The 16,823-nt window shown below is 73.4% G+C and carries 18 protein-coding genes; all 18 read right to left on the bottom strand.

All coding sequences use genetic code 11. The annotated features are described in order from the left end of the window. Window positions 1-152: 152 nt before the first annotated feature. Window positions 153-1,385 (bottom strand): flagellar hook protein FlgE, encoded by a 1,233-nt coding sequence (locus tag HK417_RS08645; RefSeq protein WP_222265410.1) that lies wholly within the window; start codon window positions 1,383-1,385, stop codon window positions 153-155. A gap of 47 nt (window positions 1,386-1,432) precedes the next feature. Further along, window positions 1,433-1,861: a flagellar hook assembly protein FlgD gene (locus HK417_RS08640; protein WP_222265408.1), complete on the bottom strand. Its 429-nt coding sequence runs from the start codon at window positions 1,859-1,861 to the stop codon at window positions 1,433-1,435. 15 nt (window positions 1,862-1,876) lie between these two features. Continuing rightward, complete coding sequence (locus HK417_RS08635; protein ID WP_222265406.1) at window positions 1,877-3,094, bottom strand: flagellar hook-length control protein FliK; 1,218 nt, start codon at window positions 3,092-3,094, stop codon at window positions 1,877-1,879. Continuing rightward, window positions 3,091-4,047, bottom strand: coding sequence for an NlpC/P60 family protein (locus HK417_RS08630; protein ID WP_222265404.1), 957 nt, complete (start codon window positions 4,045-4,047; stop codon window positions 3,091-3,093). Before HK417_RS08630 ends, HK417_RS08635 begins: the two co-directional genes overlap by 4 nt. Then, a complete protein-coding gene (locus HK417_RS08625; protein ID WP_222265402.1) occupies window positions 4,035-4,493 on the bottom strand; it encodes a flagellar export protein FliJ in 459 nt (152 codons plus the stop codon). The genes HK417_RS08630 and HK417_RS08625 overlap by 13 nt, the downstream gene beginning before the upstream one ends. Then, window positions 4,490-5,806 (bottom strand): FliI/YscN family ATPase, encoded by a 1,317-nt coding sequence (locus HK417_RS08620; RefSeq protein WP_222265400.1) that lies wholly within the window; start codon window positions 5,804-5,806, stop codon window positions 4,490-4,492. Before HK417_RS08620 ends, HK417_RS08625 begins: the two co-directional genes overlap by 4 nt. A gap of 47 nt (window positions 5,807-5,853) precedes the next feature. Then, a complete protein-coding gene (locus HK417_RS08615; protein WP_261326194.1) occupies window positions 5,854-6,714 on the bottom strand; it encodes a FliH/SctL family protein in 861 nt (286 codons plus the stop codon). 154 nt (window positions 6,715-6,868) lie between these two features. After that, window positions 6,869-7,945 (bottom strand): flagellar motor switch protein FliG, encoded by a 1,077-nt coding sequence (gene fliG / locus HK417_RS08610; protein WP_222265398.1) that lies wholly within the window; start codon window positions 7,943-7,945, stop codon window positions 6,869-6,871. A gap of 150 nt (window positions 7,946-8,095) precedes the next feature. After that, window positions 8,096-9,646, bottom strand: a complete 1,551-nt coding sequence (gene fliF, locus HK417_RS08605) for a flagellar basal-body MS-ring/collar protein FliF (RefSeq protein ID WP_222265396.1) — start codon at window positions 9,644-9,646, stop codon at window positions 8,096-8,098. Continuing rightward, a complete protein-coding gene (gene fliE, locus HK417_RS08600; protein ID WP_222265394.1) occupies window positions 9,646-9,969 on the bottom strand; it encodes a flagellar hook-basal body complex protein FliE in 324 nt (107 codons plus the stop codon). The genes fliF and fliE overlap by 1 nt, the downstream gene beginning before the upstream one ends. 2 nt (window positions 9,970-9,971) lie before the next feature. Beyond that, on the bottom strand, window positions 9,972-10,376 hold the full coding sequence (locus HK417_RS08595; RefSeq protein WP_222265392.1) for a flagellar basal body rod protein FlgC: 405 nt from the start codon (window positions 10,374-10,376) through the stop codon (window positions 9,972-9,974). 1 nt (window position 10,377) lies between these two features. Then, window positions 10,378-10,725 (bottom strand): flagellar basal body rod protein FlgB, encoded by a 348-nt coding sequence (locus HK417_RS08590; protein WP_222265390.1) that lies wholly within the window; start codon window positions 10,723-10,725, stop codon window positions 10,378-10,380. Between the two features lie 191 nt (window positions 10,726-10,916). Continuing rightward, on the bottom strand, window positions 10,917-11,852 hold the full coding sequence (locus HK417_RS08585) for a peptidoglycan recognition protein family protein (protein WP_222265388.1): 936 nt from the start codon (window positions 11,850-11,852) through the stop codon (window positions 10,917-10,919). A gap of 228 nt (window positions 11,853-12,080) precedes the next feature. After that, window positions 12,081-12,434: a hypothetical protein gene (locus HK417_RS08580; RefSeq protein ID WP_222265386.1), complete on the bottom strand. Its 354-nt coding sequence runs from the start codon at window positions 12,432-12,434 to the stop codon at window positions 12,081-12,083. After that, window positions 12,431-12,814: a flagellar export chaperone FliS gene (fliS, locus tag HK417_RS08575; protein WP_222265385.1), complete on the bottom strand. Its 384-nt coding sequence runs from the start codon at window positions 12,812-12,814 to the stop codon at window positions 12,431-12,433. The genes HK417_RS08580 and fliS overlap by 4 nt, the downstream gene beginning before the upstream one ends. Before the next feature lie 46 nt (window positions 12,815-12,860). Further along, a complete protein-coding gene (fliD, locus tag HK417_RS08570; RefSeq protein ID WP_222265383.1) occupies window positions 12,861-14,264 on the bottom strand; it encodes a flagellar filament capping protein FliD in 1,404 nt (467 codons plus the stop codon). A 101-nt stretch (window positions 14,265-14,365) separates the two neighbouring features. Further along, entirely contained in the window at window positions 14,366-15,511 is a 1,146-nt protein-coding gene (locus tag HK417_RS08565; RefSeq protein ID WP_222265381.1) for a flagellin N-terminal helical domain-containing protein, read from the bottom strand. Between the two features lie 130 nt (window positions 15,512-15,641). Next, the gene (locus tag HK417_RS08560) at window positions 15,642-16,637 is read right to left on the bottom strand and encodes a sigma-70 family RNA polymerase sigma factor (RefSeq protein WP_308123457.1); all 996 of its coding nucleotides are present in this window, start codon (window positions 16,635-16,637) and stop codon (window positions 15,642-15,644) included. Between the last annotated feature and the right edge of the window lie 186 nt (window positions 16,638-16,823).

Raw genomic sequence — 16,823 nt, 5'->3', positions numbered from 1 at the left:
TCTCCAGGGTCAGGGGCGGCGGTCGCCGGTGCGGGGCGTCGTCGCAGCCGCACTGATGTCTTCGGCGTGCCCGGACGCCTGCTTGAGCCGAACGGCCCGGTCACCCCGACGGGGGGACCGGGCCGTTCGGGCTGGTCAGGGTCGAGTTGGGGTCAGCGCTTCAGCTGGACCAGGTCCTGCAGCACCTCGTCGGAGGCGGTGATCACACGGCTGTTCGCCTGGAAGCCACGCTGGGCGATGATCAGGCTGGTGAACTCCTCGGAGAGATCCACGTTGCTCATCTCCACCGCGCCGGCGGCGAGCGTGCCGGCCCCGCCGGTGCCGGCGGCGCTGATCGTGACGACGCCGGAGTTGTTGCCCACCCGGTAGGAGGAGCCACCGGACTTCTCCAGCCCGCTGGGGTTGGCGAACGTGGCCACCGCGAGCTTGCCGACGTCCTGCCGCAGGCTGTTGGAGTAGACGCCGACGATGGTGCCGTCGGCGCTGAGCGAGAAGGACTGCAAGCTGCCGGTGGCGTAGCCGTCGGTGGGCAGGGCCTTCACCGCGCTGTCGGCCCCGAACTGGGTGATGCCGGTGAAGTCCAGCGTGATCGGCCCCGGCCAGCTCGCGTCCATCGGCGCGTTGGGCGTGACGTCGAGGACGGCGGCGGCCGGGTCGTCGATCTCGCCGGTGGCCGGGTCGAACGCGATGGTGGCGTCCGGCGTCAGGACGGCGTCCCCGTTCTCGTCGGTGAGGGCGACCGTCCACTCGTTGTCGGTGGCCGTCTTGGTGAACGTGGCGGTGATCTGGTGCGCGTTGCCCAGCGCGTCGTACATCGTGATCGGGGTCTCGATGCCCTCGGTGGCCTTGGTGCCGCTGGCGAGGTTGCCGCTGAACCCGCCGGTGGCGGACGCCTTGGGCGGCATCACCGCGCCGTAGGGCACCGTGAGGTCGACGGTCGGGCCGTTGGCGTCGATCACGCCGTCCTTGGCCATCCAGCCCTGCAGGATCGCGCCGTCGGGGGTGACCAGCCGGCCCTGCCCGTCGAAGTCGAAGGAGCCGGCGCGGGTGTAGAGCTGCTCGTTGCCGGACTGGGTCACGAAGAAGCCGTCACCGCTGATCAGGAAGTCGGTCGAGCGGCCGGTGCTCTGGGTGGAGCCCTGGGTCCAGTTGGTGGTGATGCCGGCCAGCTGGACGCCCAGGCCGACCTGGGCCGGGTTCGTGCCACCGGTGCCCTGCGTCGGCGCGGAGCCGTTGCTCAGCACCTGGGACAGGGTGTCCTGGAAGACGGTCTGGCTCGACTTGTAGCCGACCGTGTTGACGTTGGCGATGTTGTTGCCGACGACGTCCAGCTTGGTCTGGTGGGTCTTCAAGCCGGAGATCGCGGAGAACATGGAACGCAGCATGGGAGTGCTCCTCGGGCGAGGGGAGGGTCAGGGGAGAGGGACGGCCGTCAGTCGGTGGCCGGCAGCGACACCTCGGAGAGGCGGCCGAGCGCGATGTCGACGCCGTCGACGACCGCCTTCGACTCCGTGCTGCTGTCGCTGCTGATCTTCACCGAGGTGACGGTCCCGGTCTTCGTGGTGCCGTCGGTGTCGGTGTAGGAGACGGTGTGCCCGACCAGCGCGCCGGCGCTCAGCGACCGCTGCAGGGTCAGCGCCTGCGTGTTCTGGTCGGCGATCTCGTTCAGGCTCTGCACCTGCGCGAGCGTGGCCGTCTGGGCCATGAACTCGCTGCTGCTCGTCGGGTTGCTCGGGTCCTGGTACTTCAGCTGGGCGACGAGCAGTTGCAAGAAGGTCTCCGAGTCGAACCCGTTCTTGCTGATCTGCGTGGTGGCCGTGCTGGTGGCCACGGGGGCGCTGCCGCTGATCGCGTCGGTCATCCTGGGACCTCCCTCTCAGACGCGGACGTCCACGCCGCGTGACGTGGACGGGTCGGCGGTGCGGACGGGGGTGCCGGCACCGTTCTGGTCGTCGTCCCGCACCCAGCCGCGGCCGTCGGCCGGCGCCCGGCCGGGCTGGCCCTGCGAGCCGCCCCGCGGGTCGGGGAGCTGCTGCTGGCCGGCGCGCTGCCAGGAGTCGCCGTCGCGGCCGGCGTCGGTGCCCACCTCGAGCCGGCTCACGGACAGGCCGGCGGTCTCGAGCTCGCGGCGCAGGTCGGGCAGGGCCTCGGCCAGTGCCTGCCGGCCGTGCTCGTGCGCGCCGAGCAGGGTCAGGTCGATCGTCCCGTCGGTGATCGTGGCCTGGATCGACACCGGGCCCAGCTCGTCGGGCGTGATGACCAGGGTCATGGTCTGGGTGCCGTCGGGGGCCTCGGTCAGCACGGCGAGCTGACGGCCGAGCTGGGTGGCGACCGGCTGGTCCGCGTCGGCGGACGACGGGGCGGTCGACGTCCCCGCGGTCGCCGTCGCGGGAGCCGGAGCACTGGTGGTGCCGAAGGCGGCGAGCGGGTCGGCGTCGGGTGCGGGCTGCTCCGGCGCCGCGGCACCGGCGGGGTCCCCGCCGCCGTCGTCGGCGCCGGTGTCCGCGTCGGCGTCGGCCGGGGTCTCGGCGGGTGCGGGGAGCGGCAGGGCCGGTCCGCTGACCACCGCGTCGGCGGCGGTCGCCGGCCCGGCGGGGACGTCGGCGGGAGAGGAGCCCGACGACACGACGGCGCCGGCGAGGGCAGCGGCTACGGCGGTCGGGACCGGTGGTGCGGGGACCGGGGCTGCCGCGTCCGCGACGGCGGCGTACGCCGGCACCGGACCGGACGGAGCAGTGGCCGGGCCCCCGGCCGCGGGGAGGAGGTCCGGTGCGACGGCCGTCGAGGCGACGGCGTCCGGAGCGGTGCCGGGTGAGGCGACGACCGGTGTGGCGGACGCCGGCGCCGCGGACAGCAGCAGCCACGGCGGCAGGGTGAGGACGGCGACGGGGACGACGGTGCCGTCCTGGCCGGGAGCCCGGTCCTCCTCGGGAGTGTCCTCCGCCGCCGGGCCGGACTGCTGCCCGCCGGAGGTGAGCGCGTCGTCGAGGACGCTGGCGAAGGCGGGGGAGCCGCCGCCGGTGGTCGCCGACCCGGTCGGTCCCGCGGTCGCCGGGACCGCCGGTAGGGCGGGCAGGACGGTCGGTGCCGTCATGACCAGGCCTCCGCGGTGGTCGTCACCTTCTGGACGAAGGACTGGGTCTCGCCGTAGGGCGGGATGCCGCCGTAGCGGGTCACCGTGCCGGGGCCCGCGTTGTACGCGGCCAGCGCCAGCTCGGTGGAGCCGAACTGCCGGGTCAGGTCCTCGAGGTACCGGGCCGCCCCGTCGATCGAGGAGGCCGGGTCGCCGGTGTCCACGCCGAGGCTGCGGGCGGTCGCGGGCATGAACTGCATGAGGCCGCGCGCGCCGGCCGGGGAGACCGCGGCGCTGTCGAAGCCGGACTCGGTCTTCGCCACCGCCGCCAGGAGCGCGGGGGAGACGCCGTGCTTCGCGCCGGCCTGCTGGAAGAGGTCGGCGTAGGGGACACCGGCCAGGCTGCCCGCGCCGCTGACGGCTGCGGTGGCGGCCGGCGCGGCGGCCGTGTCCGGCAGCACCCGGCGGATCACCGAGGGGTTGCCGACGGACTGCACCTTGACCACCTCGCCCTCCTGCGGGGCGGCGATCATCTGGCCGTTGCCGATGTAGATGCCGACGTGGTCGATGCCGCCGCGGGACGCGGAGTTGTCGAAGAAGACGAGGTCACCGGGCTGGGCCTCGTCCAGCGAGGCGACCGCCCGGCCGGCGGTGGCCTGCTGGGACGACGTGCGCGGCAGGCTGACGCCCAGGTCGCTGTACACCCGCTGGACCAGCCCGGAGCAGTCCAGGCCGGTGCTCGGGTCGGTGCCGCCCCACGCGTAGGGGACACCGAGGTACTTGCTGGCCGCCTGCACAACCGCGGACCCGCTGCCGCTCCCGGCGGCGCCGGCCACGGCCGTGCCACTGGTGCCGGTCAGCCCGGCGGCGGCCGCCGCGCTGGCCCACTGGGCGTTCGAGGAGGCGGCCGGGGTCACCGAGAAGCGGGCCTGGATCTCGCCGATCCGGCTGTACACCGCGCTCAGTCCGTCCACGTCGTCCCCTCCTCGCCGTCCTGCGGCCGCCGGCCGTGCCGACCGGTGACCAGGTCGTCGACCGTGCGCGCCTCGGCGGTCTCCGCCGCCGCCCGCAGCGCGTCGAGGTGCCGCTCCCGCAGCCGCTCGAGCCCCTTGGTGCGCTGGGCCGCGGCGGTCCAGCGGGCGCGGACCGCCTCGGCCTGCTCGCTCCGCGCGCGGGCGATCGCCCGCGCCTCTGACACATCGGCAGCCGCGGTGGCCGATGCGACCATCGCGGCGACGAAGGCGGCGCCCGAGGCGGCGCGGGGCACCGACCGGGTGGAGAGCGCCTCGGCGTCCTGCACGGCCCGTTCGGCCGCCGCGGCGGCGTCCCGGGCGGCGGCCGCCGCGGCCAGGGACGCGGCGCGTTCCTCGGTCCGCCGCAGCCGCAGCACCGGCTCGAGCCGGAAGGCCGGCTGCTTCACGCGCCGGTCACCAGGGCGTGCAGGCGGGCCCACGCCTCGGCCGGCGGCGTGGAGTCGTCGGTGGACTGGCGCAGGAACGCGTCGATGTGCGGGCTGAGCCGGCGGGCCCGGTCGACCAGCGGGTCGGTGCCGTCCTGGTACGCGCCGATCTCGATGAGCTCGCGGACGTCGCGCAGCGCACCGAGCATCCGGCGCAGCTCCCGGGCGTCGGTCATCTGCGGCGCCGGGGTGACCGCGGTCGCGACCCGGGAGATGGACTCCAGGACGTCGATCGCCGGGAAGTGGCCGGCGGTGGCGAGCTTGCGGGTGAGCACCACGTGCCCGTCGAGGATGGAGCGGGCGGTGTCGGCGATCGGCTCGTTGTGGTCGTCGCCGTCCACGAGCACCGTGTAGAGGCCGGTGATCGACCCGGTCGTCGCCGTGCCGGCCTTCTCCAGCAGCTTCGGCAGCATCGCGAAGACGCTGGGCGGGTAGCCGCGGGTGGCCGGGGGCTCGCCGGCGGACAACCCGACCTCGCGCTGGGCCATCGCCGTGCGGGTGATCGAGTCCATCATCAGCAGCACGTCGCGGCCCTGGTCGCGGAAGCCCTCGGCAATCCGGGTGGCCACGAAGGCGGCCTTGAGGCGGACCAGCGGCGGCTGGTCGGAGGTGGCGACGACGACCACCGAGTTGGCCAGGCCCTCCGGACCGAGGTCCTCCTCGATGAACTCCCGGACCTCGCGGCCACGCTCACCGATCAGCCCGATCACCCGGATGTCCGCGTCGGTGCCGCGGGTGATCTGCGACAGCAGCGTCGACTTGCCCACGCCCGAGCCGGCGAAGATGCCCAGCCGCTGCCCGCGGCCGGCCGGGACGAGGGTGTCCAGGGCCCGCACGCCGGTGGCCAGCGGCCGGTTGACCCGGGCCCGGCGCAGCGCGTTGGGGGTCTCGCTGGTCAGGTCGACCCAGGAGACCAGGGAGCCCAGCGGCGGTCCACCGTCCAGCGGCCGGCCGAGGCCGTCGAGCACGCGGCCGAGCAGCGCCTCGCCGACGGGCACCTGCAGCGGCCGGCCGGTGGGCCGGACCGGAGCGCCGGACCGGATGCCGGAGAGGTCGCCGAGCGGCATGCAGGTCAGCCGCTCCCGCTGGACGGCGACCACCTCGGCGAGCAGGCCGCGCGGGCCGGGGGAGATCTCCACCAGGTCGCCGACGGCGGCGGCGACGCCCTCCGCGGTCAGCGTCAGCCCCATCGCGCCGGTGACGACGCCGGTGACCACCGGCCGGGCGGCGGCCCGGGCGCGGTCGAGCAGAGGAAGGACCCCCTCGCCCCCCACCGCTCGCAAGCTCGCGGTGGGACCCTGCGAGGGAGCCAGTCCGGCGCTCACGAGCGGAGTACCGCCAGGACGCGCTCGAGGGCGCTGCTGAGCTGGGCGTCGACCCGGGTGGCGCCGGCCTCGGCGACCGCGCCGGCGCGCTCCACGCCCGGGTCGCCGAGCACGGTGACGGAGGCGGGCAGCTGGGCCAGCGCGTCCGGGGGGACCTCGGTGAGGTCGTCCGGGTGCAGCCGCACGACGACCGGGACGTCGGTGGGGGAGAGGGTCAGCGCGCGGCGGAGCGCGTCGAGCCCGGGCGCGGAGGCCATCGCGAGCTCCCGGCCGAGCAGCTCGCCGACCAGCGCGGTCACCGCGTCCAGGACGCCGTCGCGCAGGTCGTCGAGCACCGGTGCCGCGACCCCGTCCAGCCGCTCGGCGGCGGCCGCCATCGCGGCGGTCGCGGAGGCCAGCCGGCCCTCCCACCGGGCCTGGACGGCGGCCAGGCGCTCCTCGGCGGCGCGCTCGGCGGCGGCGACGACCTGCTCGGCGGCCACCAGGCCCTCGGCGTGCCCGGCGGCCCAGCCCTCGCGACGGGCCTCCTCGCGCAGCCGGGCCAGCTGCTCGGCGTAGACCTCGCCGAGCCGCAGGCCGGTGCGGGTGCTCGGGGTGACGTCGTCGTTCGCGCTCCCCGGCAGCACCCACGACCGGGCCTGCGGGCGCGGCTCGTCGACCGGTGCGGCCGTCGACGACCGGGTGACGGCGGCGGTCACCGCGGCGGTCACCGCCGCCGTCACGGCGGGTTCGGGGGCAGGCGCGGCGGGTGTGGTGGGCACCGCGGGCCGGTCCGACCGGCGGCGTCCCCAGGGCAGCTGCTCCCCGGTGCGCTGGTACGGGACGGCGTCGGCCGCGGAGGTCCCGCGCAGCAGCAAGGACTCACGTGAGCCGGCGCTCGCCGCGATGCTCCCGATGGCCCCGTCCAGGGTCCCGCCCCGAGCTTCGATCGGCCGTCCTGCAGGGGCCCGCCGCGAGCCTGCGAGTGGCGGGGGGCAGGAGGGTCCTTCAAGGGGGGGACGGGGTCCGTTCTCACGCGACGAAGTCATCCTCACCACCCCGCGAGATGGTCAGAGCGCCCTGCTCCTCCAGCGTGCGGATGACGGCGACGATCTTGGCCTGGGACTCCTCGACGGTCCGGCTGCGGACCGGGCCGAGCAGCTCCATCTCCTCGAGCAGGTTCTCGCCGGCCCGCTCGGAGAGGTTGCGGACGACCTTGTCCCGGACGTCCTGCCGCACGCCCTTGAGGGCGGTGGCCAGGTCGTTGGCCTCGATCTCGCGGAGCACCAGCTGGAGGGAGCGGTCGTCGATCGTGACGATGTCCTCGAAGACGAACATCTGCGAGCGGATCCGCTCGGCCAGCTCGGGGTCGCTCTTGTCCAGCCACTCCAGGATCGACCGCTCGGTAGGACGGGCGGAGCGGTTGATGATCTCGACCAGGGTCTCCACCCCGCCGACGGTGGACATGTCCTGGTAGGCGAGCAGCGAGCCCATGCGCCGGCCGAGCTCCTCCTCGACCATCCGGACCATCTCCGGGGAGGTGCGGTCCATGACGGCGATCCGGTAGGCGACGTCGGCCTGCTGGTCGGGCGGGAAGCCGGAGAGCACCTCGGCCGACTGCGGCGCCGGGAGGTGGGCGAGCACCAGCGCGATCACCTGCGGGTGCTCGTCCTTGAGGAAGGTGACCAGCTGCCGGACGTCGCTGTTGCGCAGCGAGGCGAAGGGCAGCTCGGTGTAGACGACGTTGAGCCGGGACAGGATGCCGTCGGCCTTCTCCTCGCCCAGCCCCGCGGCGAGCACCTCGCGGGCGAACTCCAGACCGCCGGTGCCGACGAACTGGCGCGCCTGCATGAGGTGGTGGAACTCGCCGAGCACCTCGTCCACGTCGGAGGAGTCGACGCCCTGCAGCCGCATCAGCTCCCCGGTCAGCTTCTCCACCTCGGAGGGCCGCAGCTCGGCGAGCACCGCGCCGGCCTCCTCCTTGGACAGCTGGGCCAGGAACAGGGCTGCCTTGCGGAGCCCGGGCATCTCCCTGCGCGGCGCGACCGGTGCAGCGCCGGCGACCGCCGGGGGCATGCCGATCATCTGTTCCACGCTGGCGATGCTCACTGCTCACTCTCCCTGTGCTCGGGCGCCGTCGGCGCCGCTCTCTTCATCGGCAGTCCGGTCGCCGGACGGGGCGGTCCGGGCACGGCGGACGGGTCCGGAGAAGGCGGCGGGGGCGCCGCACCCACAGGTGCGGCGCCCCCGGACCGGAGCTCACTTCGCGTCGGCGAACCAGCCGCGGAGCATGGTCGCGACCTCGTCGGGCCGCTCGCTGACCATCTCGGAGATCTCGCCGCGGACCCGCTCCCGCTGGGCGGCGGCCAGCTGGGCGGCGCGGTCGTCGAGGGACGGGTCGCGGACGCTCTCCACCTGGATCGGCTCGAAGTCGAGCTCCTCCTCCAGCTCCTCGTACTCCTCGCGGTCGCGCCGCGAGCGCAGCCAGACGACCAGCACGAGCAGGGCGATGCCCAGCGCGATCCCGCCGGTCTTGACCATCGACCACATCCGGGCGGTCGCCTCCGCCTCCTCGGCGGCCGCCAGGTCCGCGGCGGCCTCGTCGGCGGCGGTGGTGTCGAAGGCCATCGACGCGACCGTGATCGCGTCGCCGCGGGCGGCGTCCAGGCCGACGGCGTTGCCGACCAGGTCCTGCACGGTGTTGACGTCCACGCCGCCGACGTTGGCGTTGTCCATGACCACCGAGACGGTCAGCCGGTCCACCGTGCCGACCGCACCCTCGGTGGTGGTGACGGTCTTGTCGACGGCGTTGTTGGAGGTGGTGGACTGCTTGTCGTACGCGTTGTCCCCGCCGCCGGCGGCGACGTCCTCGGCCCCGAGCACGCCGCCGACCGCGGCGCCGGTGCCGGTGTAGCTCTCCACGGTGGTCGACTCCGACAGCGCCGGGGTGTCGTCGTTGTAGTCGTAGGTCTCCGACGTCGTGTTGGTCTTGTCGAAGTCCAGGTCGGCGCGGACGGACACCTTGGCGTTGCCCGGGCCGGCGATGGTGTCCAGGATCGTCTGCGCGTTGGCCGCCAGCCGGGCCTCGTAGTCCTGCTCGGCCTGGGACTGCGCGTCCCCGGCGCCGGCGGTGATCCCCTCGCCCGCGGCGGACAGCACCGCGCCGCTGGAGTCGGCGACGGTCACCTGCTCGGGGGTCATGCCCTCCACGCTGGAGGACACCAGGTTCGTCACCGCCTGCACCTGCTCGCCGCTGAGCGAGGCGCCGGGCTTGAGGTCCAGCAGCACCGACGCCGTGGGCTCGGCCTCGTCGGTGGCGAAGACGTCCTCCTGGGGGATGGCCAGGTGGACGACGGCGGAGCTGACGCCCTCGAGCGCCTCGAGGGTGTTGGCCAGCTCGCCCTCCAGGGCCCGCTGGTAGGTGACCTGCTGCTGGAACTCGCTGGTGGTGATGCCCTGCTCGTCGAGCAGGGAGTACCCGGTGTCCTCGCCGGCGGGGAGGCCCTGGCCGCTCATGCTCAACCGCAGGTCGTACACCTGCTCCTGCGACACCATGATCGTCTGGCCGCCGTCGGTCAGCTCGTAGCTGGCGCCCTCGGCGTTGAGCTGCTCGACGATCGCCGAGGCGTCGGCCGAGGACAGGTTGCTGAACAGCGGCGACAGCGTCGGCGCGGTGATCCAGCGGTAGAAGAAGACGCCGCCCAGGGCCAGCCCGACGACCAGCAGGCCGATGACGATCTTCTGGCCGACGTTGATCGTCGACCACAGCGAGCGAACCCGGTCGAGCGGGCCGGCGAGGGCGGCGGGCATCAGACGTTCATCCTCATGATCTCGGTGAAGGCGGCGACCGCGGAGTTCTTCAGGGTCACCACGGTGTCGGTGGCCAGCCGGGCCTCAGCGCTGGCGATCATGTAGTCGTGCACGTCGTCCAGGTCGCCGGTGGCGGCCTGGGCGGCGAGGGAGTCGGCCGTGGCCTGGGTGCTGTTGAGCTCGTCGACGGCCCCGGTCAGCACCGACGCGAAGTCGGTGCCGGACGTCGGGGCGGCCGACGTGGGCCCGGCCAGGGCCGAGGCCGCGCCCAGTCCCTGGATCCCGGAGAGGGCGGAGGAGATGCCGCTGATCGGCGAGGTCATGGTCAGCCCTTCCCGAGCTGGAGCGCCGCCTGGTAGGCGTCGGTGGCGCGTTCGATCGAGGCCAGGTTCGCCTGGTAGCTGCGCTGGGCCATGATCAACTGGGTCATCTGGTCGCCGAGGTCGATGTCCGGGTACCGGACGTAGCCGTCGGCGTCGGCGAGGGGGTTGTCCGGCTCGTGGACGAGCCGGCCCTCCGCGGAGCCGAACTCGGCACCGGCCACCCGGACGCCGCCCTGGCCGGAGCCGTAGTCGGCGGCCTCGACCACGATCATCCGCTCCTGGAAGGCGCTCTGATCGGTCGAGGTGGCGGTGTTGATGTTGGTGATGTTGTCCGAGACCGCGTCCATCCACTTGCGGTTGGCGTAGAGCCCGGACCCGGCGATGCGGAACGAGTCGAAGGTGCTCATGTCACGACGTCCGCAGGGCCGAACGCAGCACGTCGTACTTGCCGTTGAGCGCGTTGAGCGCCAACTGGTAGCGCAGCCCGGTCTCGGTGGCGATCGTCACCTCGGCGTCCAGGTTGACGTTGTTGCCGTTGGTGCGGGTCGGGTCCGTGGACTGCCGGACGGAGCTGTCGCCGACCGTCGCGGAATGGCCGCTGGCCAGCTCGCTGCGCAGGGTGGACTCGAAGTCGACCCGGCCGGCCAGGTAGCCGGGCGTGTCGATGTTGGCGATGTTGTCGGCGGTGACCTCCTGACGCTGCTGCAGGCCGCTGAGGGCGGCGTGCAGCGCCGTCATGGTCGTGTCGGTGATCACCGGGCGCTCGTGGGCGAGCGTCGGAGCACAGGTACCTCCGGGAACGACGGGACGCACCCTCAGGGAGGTCCTGAGGGTGGGGTCCGCCGATCCGTGGCGGGTGGTGCGCTCCGTGCTCCGCCGTTCTCGGCAGTCCCGGGAACGACCGTGACCATGGGCGCCCAGGCGGGCGCCCATGGTCACGTGGTGCGTCAGCCGGCCTGCAGCGCGGCGAGGATCTGCCTCTGCAGCTCGACCGTCTCGACCGCGGCGCGGGCGCCGGCCAGCATGGTGGTCTTCTCCTGGGCCAGGGCGTCCCAGGTGTAGGACTCCACCCAGATCTCACGCAACTCGGCCCGGGCGTTCCTGATCTCGGCGTCGCTGCCGAGGCCGATGAAGCCGCCCAGGCCGGTGTGGATCGCCGGGGCTCGCTTGACCCTGCCGTCGGCGGACGAGGCGGCGGTGATGAGGACGGCCATGTCGAACTCCTTGATCTCCTCGATCGGGGTGGTGGCACCGGCCCGGATCTGCCGGGCCCGCTCGATGATCCGGGGGACCTGCGCGACCCGGGCGTTGCCGGGGCAGACCTTGCCGGTGGCGTTGCTCCACCGCACGCCACCGTCCACCAGCCACGGCTCGATGCCCTGCCGGTGGTAGCCGACGCCGCGGTGCTCGCGCCGGGTGTTCGGGATGAGCTGCAGCGGGATGCCGGCCGTGCGGCACGTCCAGGTCGACGGGCAGGTGGCGTGCGCCGCGGGCGACGACTCCCAGGCGAGGATCCTGGCGTTGGCCTCGATCTGGGCCTCGGTGAACGGCGGCACCTGGGAGCCGTCGCCGATGTCCCAGTTCGGGAACGGCGCACCACGGTCGGCGTTCTCGATGCTGATGACGTAGGGGTTGCCGCTGAGGTTGGCGTCGGCCTGGTGGGCCGTGTCCTGCCACTGGCGGATCTCGCCGTGGCCACCGGTGCCGTAGTGCGACTCGGTGCCGAGGTAGCCGGCGCCGTTCCCGGTCGTGAAGTACGAGTCGGTGCCCTCCAGGCTGCCGACCATCGTGTGGATGCAGATCACGTCGTGGGCGGTCATCCGGGGCTGGCTCGACCAGTTGCTGGCCAGCGGATCCCAGATCGCGCCCGGCATGCGGGCCATGCGTTCCTCCCGTGCGGCCGGTGGTGCCCGGAGAGGCGCGGGTCGGTCGACCCGTCCTCGCGGTGCACCGAGACCATCGGGCGGACCAGCGGCGGACCTGAGCGACGCCACCCGACCGTGGCGCGGAGTTACACCATCCGAGCGTCCACCGGGTGCCCTGCGTCACAGTGCGTGGCGGAGGGGAGGGGCCAGCGCGCTGGACGACCGCCGGAGGGGAGGGGCCCTGCGTCAGAGGCCGCGGTCGATGAAGGAGGCGACCGGCCGCGAGGGGCCGTAGTTCATCCGCGCGGCGACGTCGCGCTGCTTGCGGGACTGCGTGATGCGCTCCACCAGATCCTCGGCCACCGCCAGCTGGTGCTGCAGCAGCCGGGCCGCGCGCTCGCGCAGGTCATCGGGGAGCGGGCCGAGGCCGGACGGCGGGATCCAGTCCGTGGACCGCCGGCCCCAGGCGGCGATCTCCTCGGCCCGGTCGCGGGCGAGCGTCTGCTCCGCGGCGAGGACGTCGCCCTCGAGCGCGTCGAGCGCCTCGTTCCAGGCCCGGTTCGGCGTCGGGTCGGACGACCGGCGCCGCTCGCCGGTCATGCGGTGCCGGCCGCGAGGGCCGCGGCCGCACCCCGCCAGGCCTCGCGCAGCGGCTCCACGATCCGCCGGCAGTCACCGACGCGGCGCAGGTCGCCCTTGATGTTGGCCTGGATGAGCTCGGTCAGCAGCCAGTCGTAGAGCGCGGCCAACCGGGGCGCGCCCTCCCACACGTCGACCTTGAGGCTCCCCCGCAGCTCGATGACGATCTCCTGGGCGTGCTTCAGCTGCTCGTCGGCACCGGTGCGGTCGCCCGTGGTCAGCGCGGACTCGGCGCGCTCGAGGTCGAGGGCGAGCCGGTCGTAGAGCATCACGAGCAGCTGCTGCGGCGACGCAGTCGCGATCGAGTTGCCGAGGTAGCGGGCGCGGAGGGAAGCGGTCATCGGGAGGGTCTCCTGGGAGGGGAAGCCGGACGGGGAGCTCGACGACTCAGGAATCGGAGGACCAGCTGGGCAGCGAGTTGATCTGCGAGCTGAGCCACGTCGACTGGCTCTGCAGTGTGCCGAGCGCGGTCTCGAGGGCGGTGTACTGGGCGTTCAGGGTCGCCCTCCGTGAGGCCAGCCGGAGGTCCCACGCGTCGATCTGGTCCTGCAGGTCGTCCACGCGGGTGTCCTGCCCCTGGGCCAGGCTGGTGATGCTGCCACTGACCGAGTCGCTGGCGCGCAGGGCCAGCCGCTGCAGCCGGGCGGCGACGCCGTCGGTCACCAGGGTGTCGTCCCCCGTGCCGGCGATCAGGTCGGTGCCGGCGGCGAGTTCGCCCCCGAAGACCGTCTTCAGGAGGGCCGGGTTGGCCTCCAGCTTGGACTGGAAGACGCCGGCGTCGAACTTCAGCGTGCCGGCGCTGGTGAGCTGCAGCCCGAGGGAACCGGCCGAGCCGGCGGTGCCCACCGCGCTGGAGACCGACGTGAGGACGTCGCCGGCCAGCTTGGTGAGCGACCAGTTGCCCTTCAGGGGGGCGTTGGGGTTGGCCGTCGCGTCGGTGAGGTTGTCGATGGTCGAGAGCACGTTGTTGGCCGCGGTCACCAGGGCCTGCACCGCGGTGACGGCGGCGCTGGTGTCACTGCCCACCGTGACCGTGGCCGAGGACGTCGTCGAGCCGACGGTGAAGGTGGTGCCGTCCAGGACCCCGCTGAACGTGTTCGTCCCGGACGTCACCGAGTACGCGCCGGCGCTGCCGCTGCCCACGGTGATCTGGGCGTCCTGGGCCGCCGCGAGCGCGGTGAAGCCGCCGCCGGTCATGGTGGCGGGACTGAGTGAGAAGCCGTTGGCCACCCCGGTGGCCGTGGCGGTGAGCTGCAGCCGGTAACCGGCCCCCGTGTTGACCGCGGTGGCGGTCACCCCGGCGTCGGCCTTGTTGATGGCGGAGACGGCCTCGGCCAGGCTCACCGTGCCGTCGCTGTTGCCGTCGGTGAGGGGGATGTCCGTCGCGACGCCGCCCTTGGTGACCGTGAACGGCGAGCTGAGGCCGAAGGCGTCGTTGCTGGTGGTCCAGTTCTGGCCGCTGACCATGGACTGCGCGGTGGCCAGCCGGTCGACGGCGAAGGTGAGCGAGCCGGGCGCCGCGCCGGTGGCGGCGCTGGCGGTCACGGCGCTGGAGGAGCTCGTGGCCTTGGCGGCGGTCCAGGCGGCGGCCGCGGTGACGGCCTTCGCGGCGCCGGCCAGGGCCGCCATGTTCGTGTTGACCTGGCGGAGCGCGGACGCCTGGCTCTGCGCGGTGGCCAGCCGGTTCTTGAGCAGGGTCTGCGGCTGCGCCTCGATCTGCATCAGCTGGTTGACCAAGGACTTGTAGTCGGTCCCGGAGGCGAGGCCGACGCTCACGCTCATGCCGCTCATGGGGCTGCGTTTCCTCTCTCGACGGGGGACGGTCGTGCACGCACTGAGGGGGGAGGCCGGGGCCTCCCCCCTCAGTGGGTGGTGCTGGTCGTGCTACCGGATCAGCCCAGGAGCTTGAGGATGCTCTGGGTGGACTGGTTGGCCTGGGCCAGCATCGAGGTGCCGGCCTGGGTGAGGACCTGGGTACGCGTGAAGTTGGTCATCTCCTGGGCCATGTCCGTGTCGCGGATCCGGGACTCCGACGCCGTCAGGTTCTCGTTCGTCGTGTTCAGGTTGTTGATGGTGTGCTCGAACCGGTTCTGCAGCGCACCGAGGTTGGCGCGGGCGCTGGAGACCTGGGTGATCGCCTCGTCGATGGCCGTGATGGCGGCGTTGGCGCCCGCCTTCGTGGCCAGGGTGATGCCGGCGACGCCCAGGTCGGTGGCGTCGAAGCCGCCGGTGGCCGTGCCCGCAGCCGAGACAGTCGGAGCCGTGGCCCCGGCGGTCGCGGCCAGCCCGCCGCCGATGGTGATGGAACCGGTCTGTGCAGCGTCCTTGGCGGTGATGGTCAGACCGCCGGTGTTCGAGTCCACCGCAGCGGTGAACGACGCGGCGAAGTTGCCGTCGGCGTTCAGCTCGGTGGCGATCGCGTTGGCGTCGGTGCTGGCCGTCAGGGCAGCGGTCGTGACGCTGACCGTGCCCACCGCGAAGGTCGCAGCCGCGGCGGTGGCGGTGGCGCCACCGTTGACGAAGCTGGTCTTGGCCGGCGTGACGCCCGTCGAGTTGATGTCGACGCTGATGGTGTCACCGGAGGCATAGCCCACCTGGAACTGCTTGCCGGTGAAGCTGCCGTCGAGCAGGTTCACGTTGTTGAAGGTGGTCTTGTCCGCGATCCGGGTGAGCTCCGCCTTCAGCGCCGTGGTCTCGGCGTTGATGGCGGCGCGGGAGTTGTCGTCGTTGCTGTCGTTCGCGGACTGCACAGCCAGGTCGCGCATGCGCTGGAGGATCGAGGTGGTGGTGCTCAGGCCACCTTCCGCCGTCTGCACGACGCTGACGCCGTCCTGGGTGTTGCGCACGGCCTGGGAGATGCCGCCGATCTGGGAGCGCAGCCCCTCGGAGATGGCCAGACCCGCCGCGTCGTCGGCCGCCCGGTTGATCCGGTAACCCGAGGAGAGCCGCTCGAGCGACTTGCTCATCGAGTCGTTGGTGGTCGACAGGTTGCGGTAGGCGTTCATCGCCGAGATGTTGGTGTTGACGCTCAGACCCATGGTGATCCTCCTTGGATGGGGTCTTACTGGTAACCCGCTGCATCCGTGCTGCGGGGCGGTACACGACTGGTAACGGCTGGTTACGGGTGGGACTTGACCCGAATGCCGGATCTTTTTCCGGCGGGCCCGTTCAGGCCGGTCGGGCCGCGTTCCCGCCGGCGACCGACCAGTCGTAGCGGGCGCGTAACCGCGGGGCCGGCACCGGGCCGGCGACGGCGAGCGGGGTGGCCGGCTCCAGCGCGGTGGCGACCGCGACACCGACCGGGACCGGTGCCGGGCGGGGGACCCCCCGGGCCGGCGCGGGCACGGGGTGGGCGGACGGGCGCTCGGCCAGCTGCCGGGCGGCCACCCGGTCGACGTAGGCGCGCTGCTGGTTGCGGGCGCGCACGCCGCCACCGGCGGCCACCGGCCGGCCCTCCCACACCTCGCTCATCGCCGCGTGCAGGAGGGTCAGCGCCCGGGCGCGCATCTGCGACACCCGGGACAGCGTGACGCCGAGGGAGTCGGCGATGTCGGTCAGGGACTCGCCGCCGAAGAAGTTGCGCTCGATGACCTCGTCCAGCTTGTCGGGCAGGGCCTGGATGGCCTCGTGCAGGTGCCGGGTGCGCTCCCCGCGGATCAGCGCCCGCTCCGGTGAGTCCCCGGTGTCCGGCAGGTCCAGCGACCCGCCGTCGGCACCGGTCTCGGCGTCGATGCTGACCATCACCGCGCGGTGCACGTCGACCTGCAGGGAGTCCAGCTCCGAGCGGGCGACGCCCAGGCTCTCGGCGAGCTCCTCCTTGGTCGGCGGCCGGCCCAGGCTCATGGTCAGCGCGTCGGCCGCCGCGTCGGTGCGCCGGGCGGCCGCGCGCACGGACCTGCTGGCCCAGTCCCCGGAGCGGAGCTCGTCGAGGACCGCGCCCTGCAGCCGGGGCAGCGCGTAGGTCGCGAACGTGGCGCCGGCCGACGGGTCGAACCGGCGGGCCACCTCGACCAGCGCCACCGAGGCGCAGGAGAGGAGGTCGTCCCGGCTGACGTGACCCGGCAGCGAGATGCGCGAGGCCACCGCGTTCACGGCGAAGTGGGCGAGCGGCAGGTGGGTGGTCACCAGCGCGTCGGCATCGGGGTGCCGGCGGTCGCTGACCACGGGGCGGGCTCCTGTCACGTCCTCCTTCTCGGCACAGGGGAGCCCCCTCGGGACCGTGTCCGGCGACGAAATCCGGGCGCCCGCCGATGATCTCGGCTGAACACTCCGCGCCGCGCTGCCGATGGGATCTCGACAGCGCCTCACCACCGGGGCCGCTGGCGTACCGCACACGACGACGGAAGGGCG

The organism is Modestobacter marinus, from assembly GCF_019799945.1.
Lineage (GTDB): Bacteria > Actinomycetota > Actinomycetes > Mycobacteriales > Geodermatophilaceae > Modestobacter > Modestobacter marinus_B.
Note: the sequence above shows the minus strand (reverse complement) of the source record. Positions and strands in the feature narration are given on the sequence as shown.

Bases quoted from the DNA above. Each gene is read 5' to 3' on its own strand.
- HK417_RS08645 (WP_222265410.1), bottom strand. From the start codon at position 1,385: ATGCTGCGTTCCATGTTCTCCGCGATCTCCGGCTTGAAGACCCACCAG.
- HK417_RS08640 (WP_222265408.1), bottom strand. From the start codon at position 1,861: ATGACCGACGCGATCAGCGGCAGCGCCCCCGTGGCCACCAGCACGGCC.
- HK417_RS08635 (WP_222265406.1), bottom strand. From the start codon at position 3,094: ATGACGGCACCGACCGTCCTGCCCGCCCTACCGGCGGTCCCGGCGACC.
- fliF (WP_222265396.1), bottom strand. From the start codon at position 9,646: ATGCCCGCCGCCCTCGCCGGCCCGCTCGACCGGGTTCGCTCGCTGTGG.
- fliE (WP_222265394.1), bottom strand. From the start codon at position 9,969: ATGACCTCGCCGATCAGCGGCATCTCCTCCGCCCTCTCCGGGATCCAG.
- HK417_RS08595 (WP_222265392.1), bottom strand. From the start codon at position 10,376: ATGAGCACCTTCGACTCGTTCCGCATCGCCGGGTCCGGGCTCTACGCC.
- HK417_RS08585 (WP_222265388.1), bottom strand. From the start codon at position 11,852: ATGGCCCGCATGCCGGGCGCGATCTGGGATCCGCTGGCCAGCAACTGG.
- HK417_RS08580 (WP_222265386.1), bottom strand. From the start codon at position 12,434: ATGACCGGCGAGCGGCGCCGGTCGTCCGACCCGACGCCGAACCGGGCC.
- fliS (WP_222265385.1), bottom strand. From the start codon at position 12,814: ATGACCGCTTCCCTCCGCGCCCGCTACCTCGGCAACTCGATCGCGACT.
- fliD (WP_222265383.1), bottom strand. From the start codon at position 14,264: ATGAGCGGCATGAGCGTGAGCGTCGGCCTCGCCTCCGGGACCGACTAC.
- HK417_RS08565 (WP_222265381.1), bottom strand. From the start codon at position 15,511: ATGGGTCTGAGCGTCAACACCAACATCTCGGCGATGAACGCCTACCGC.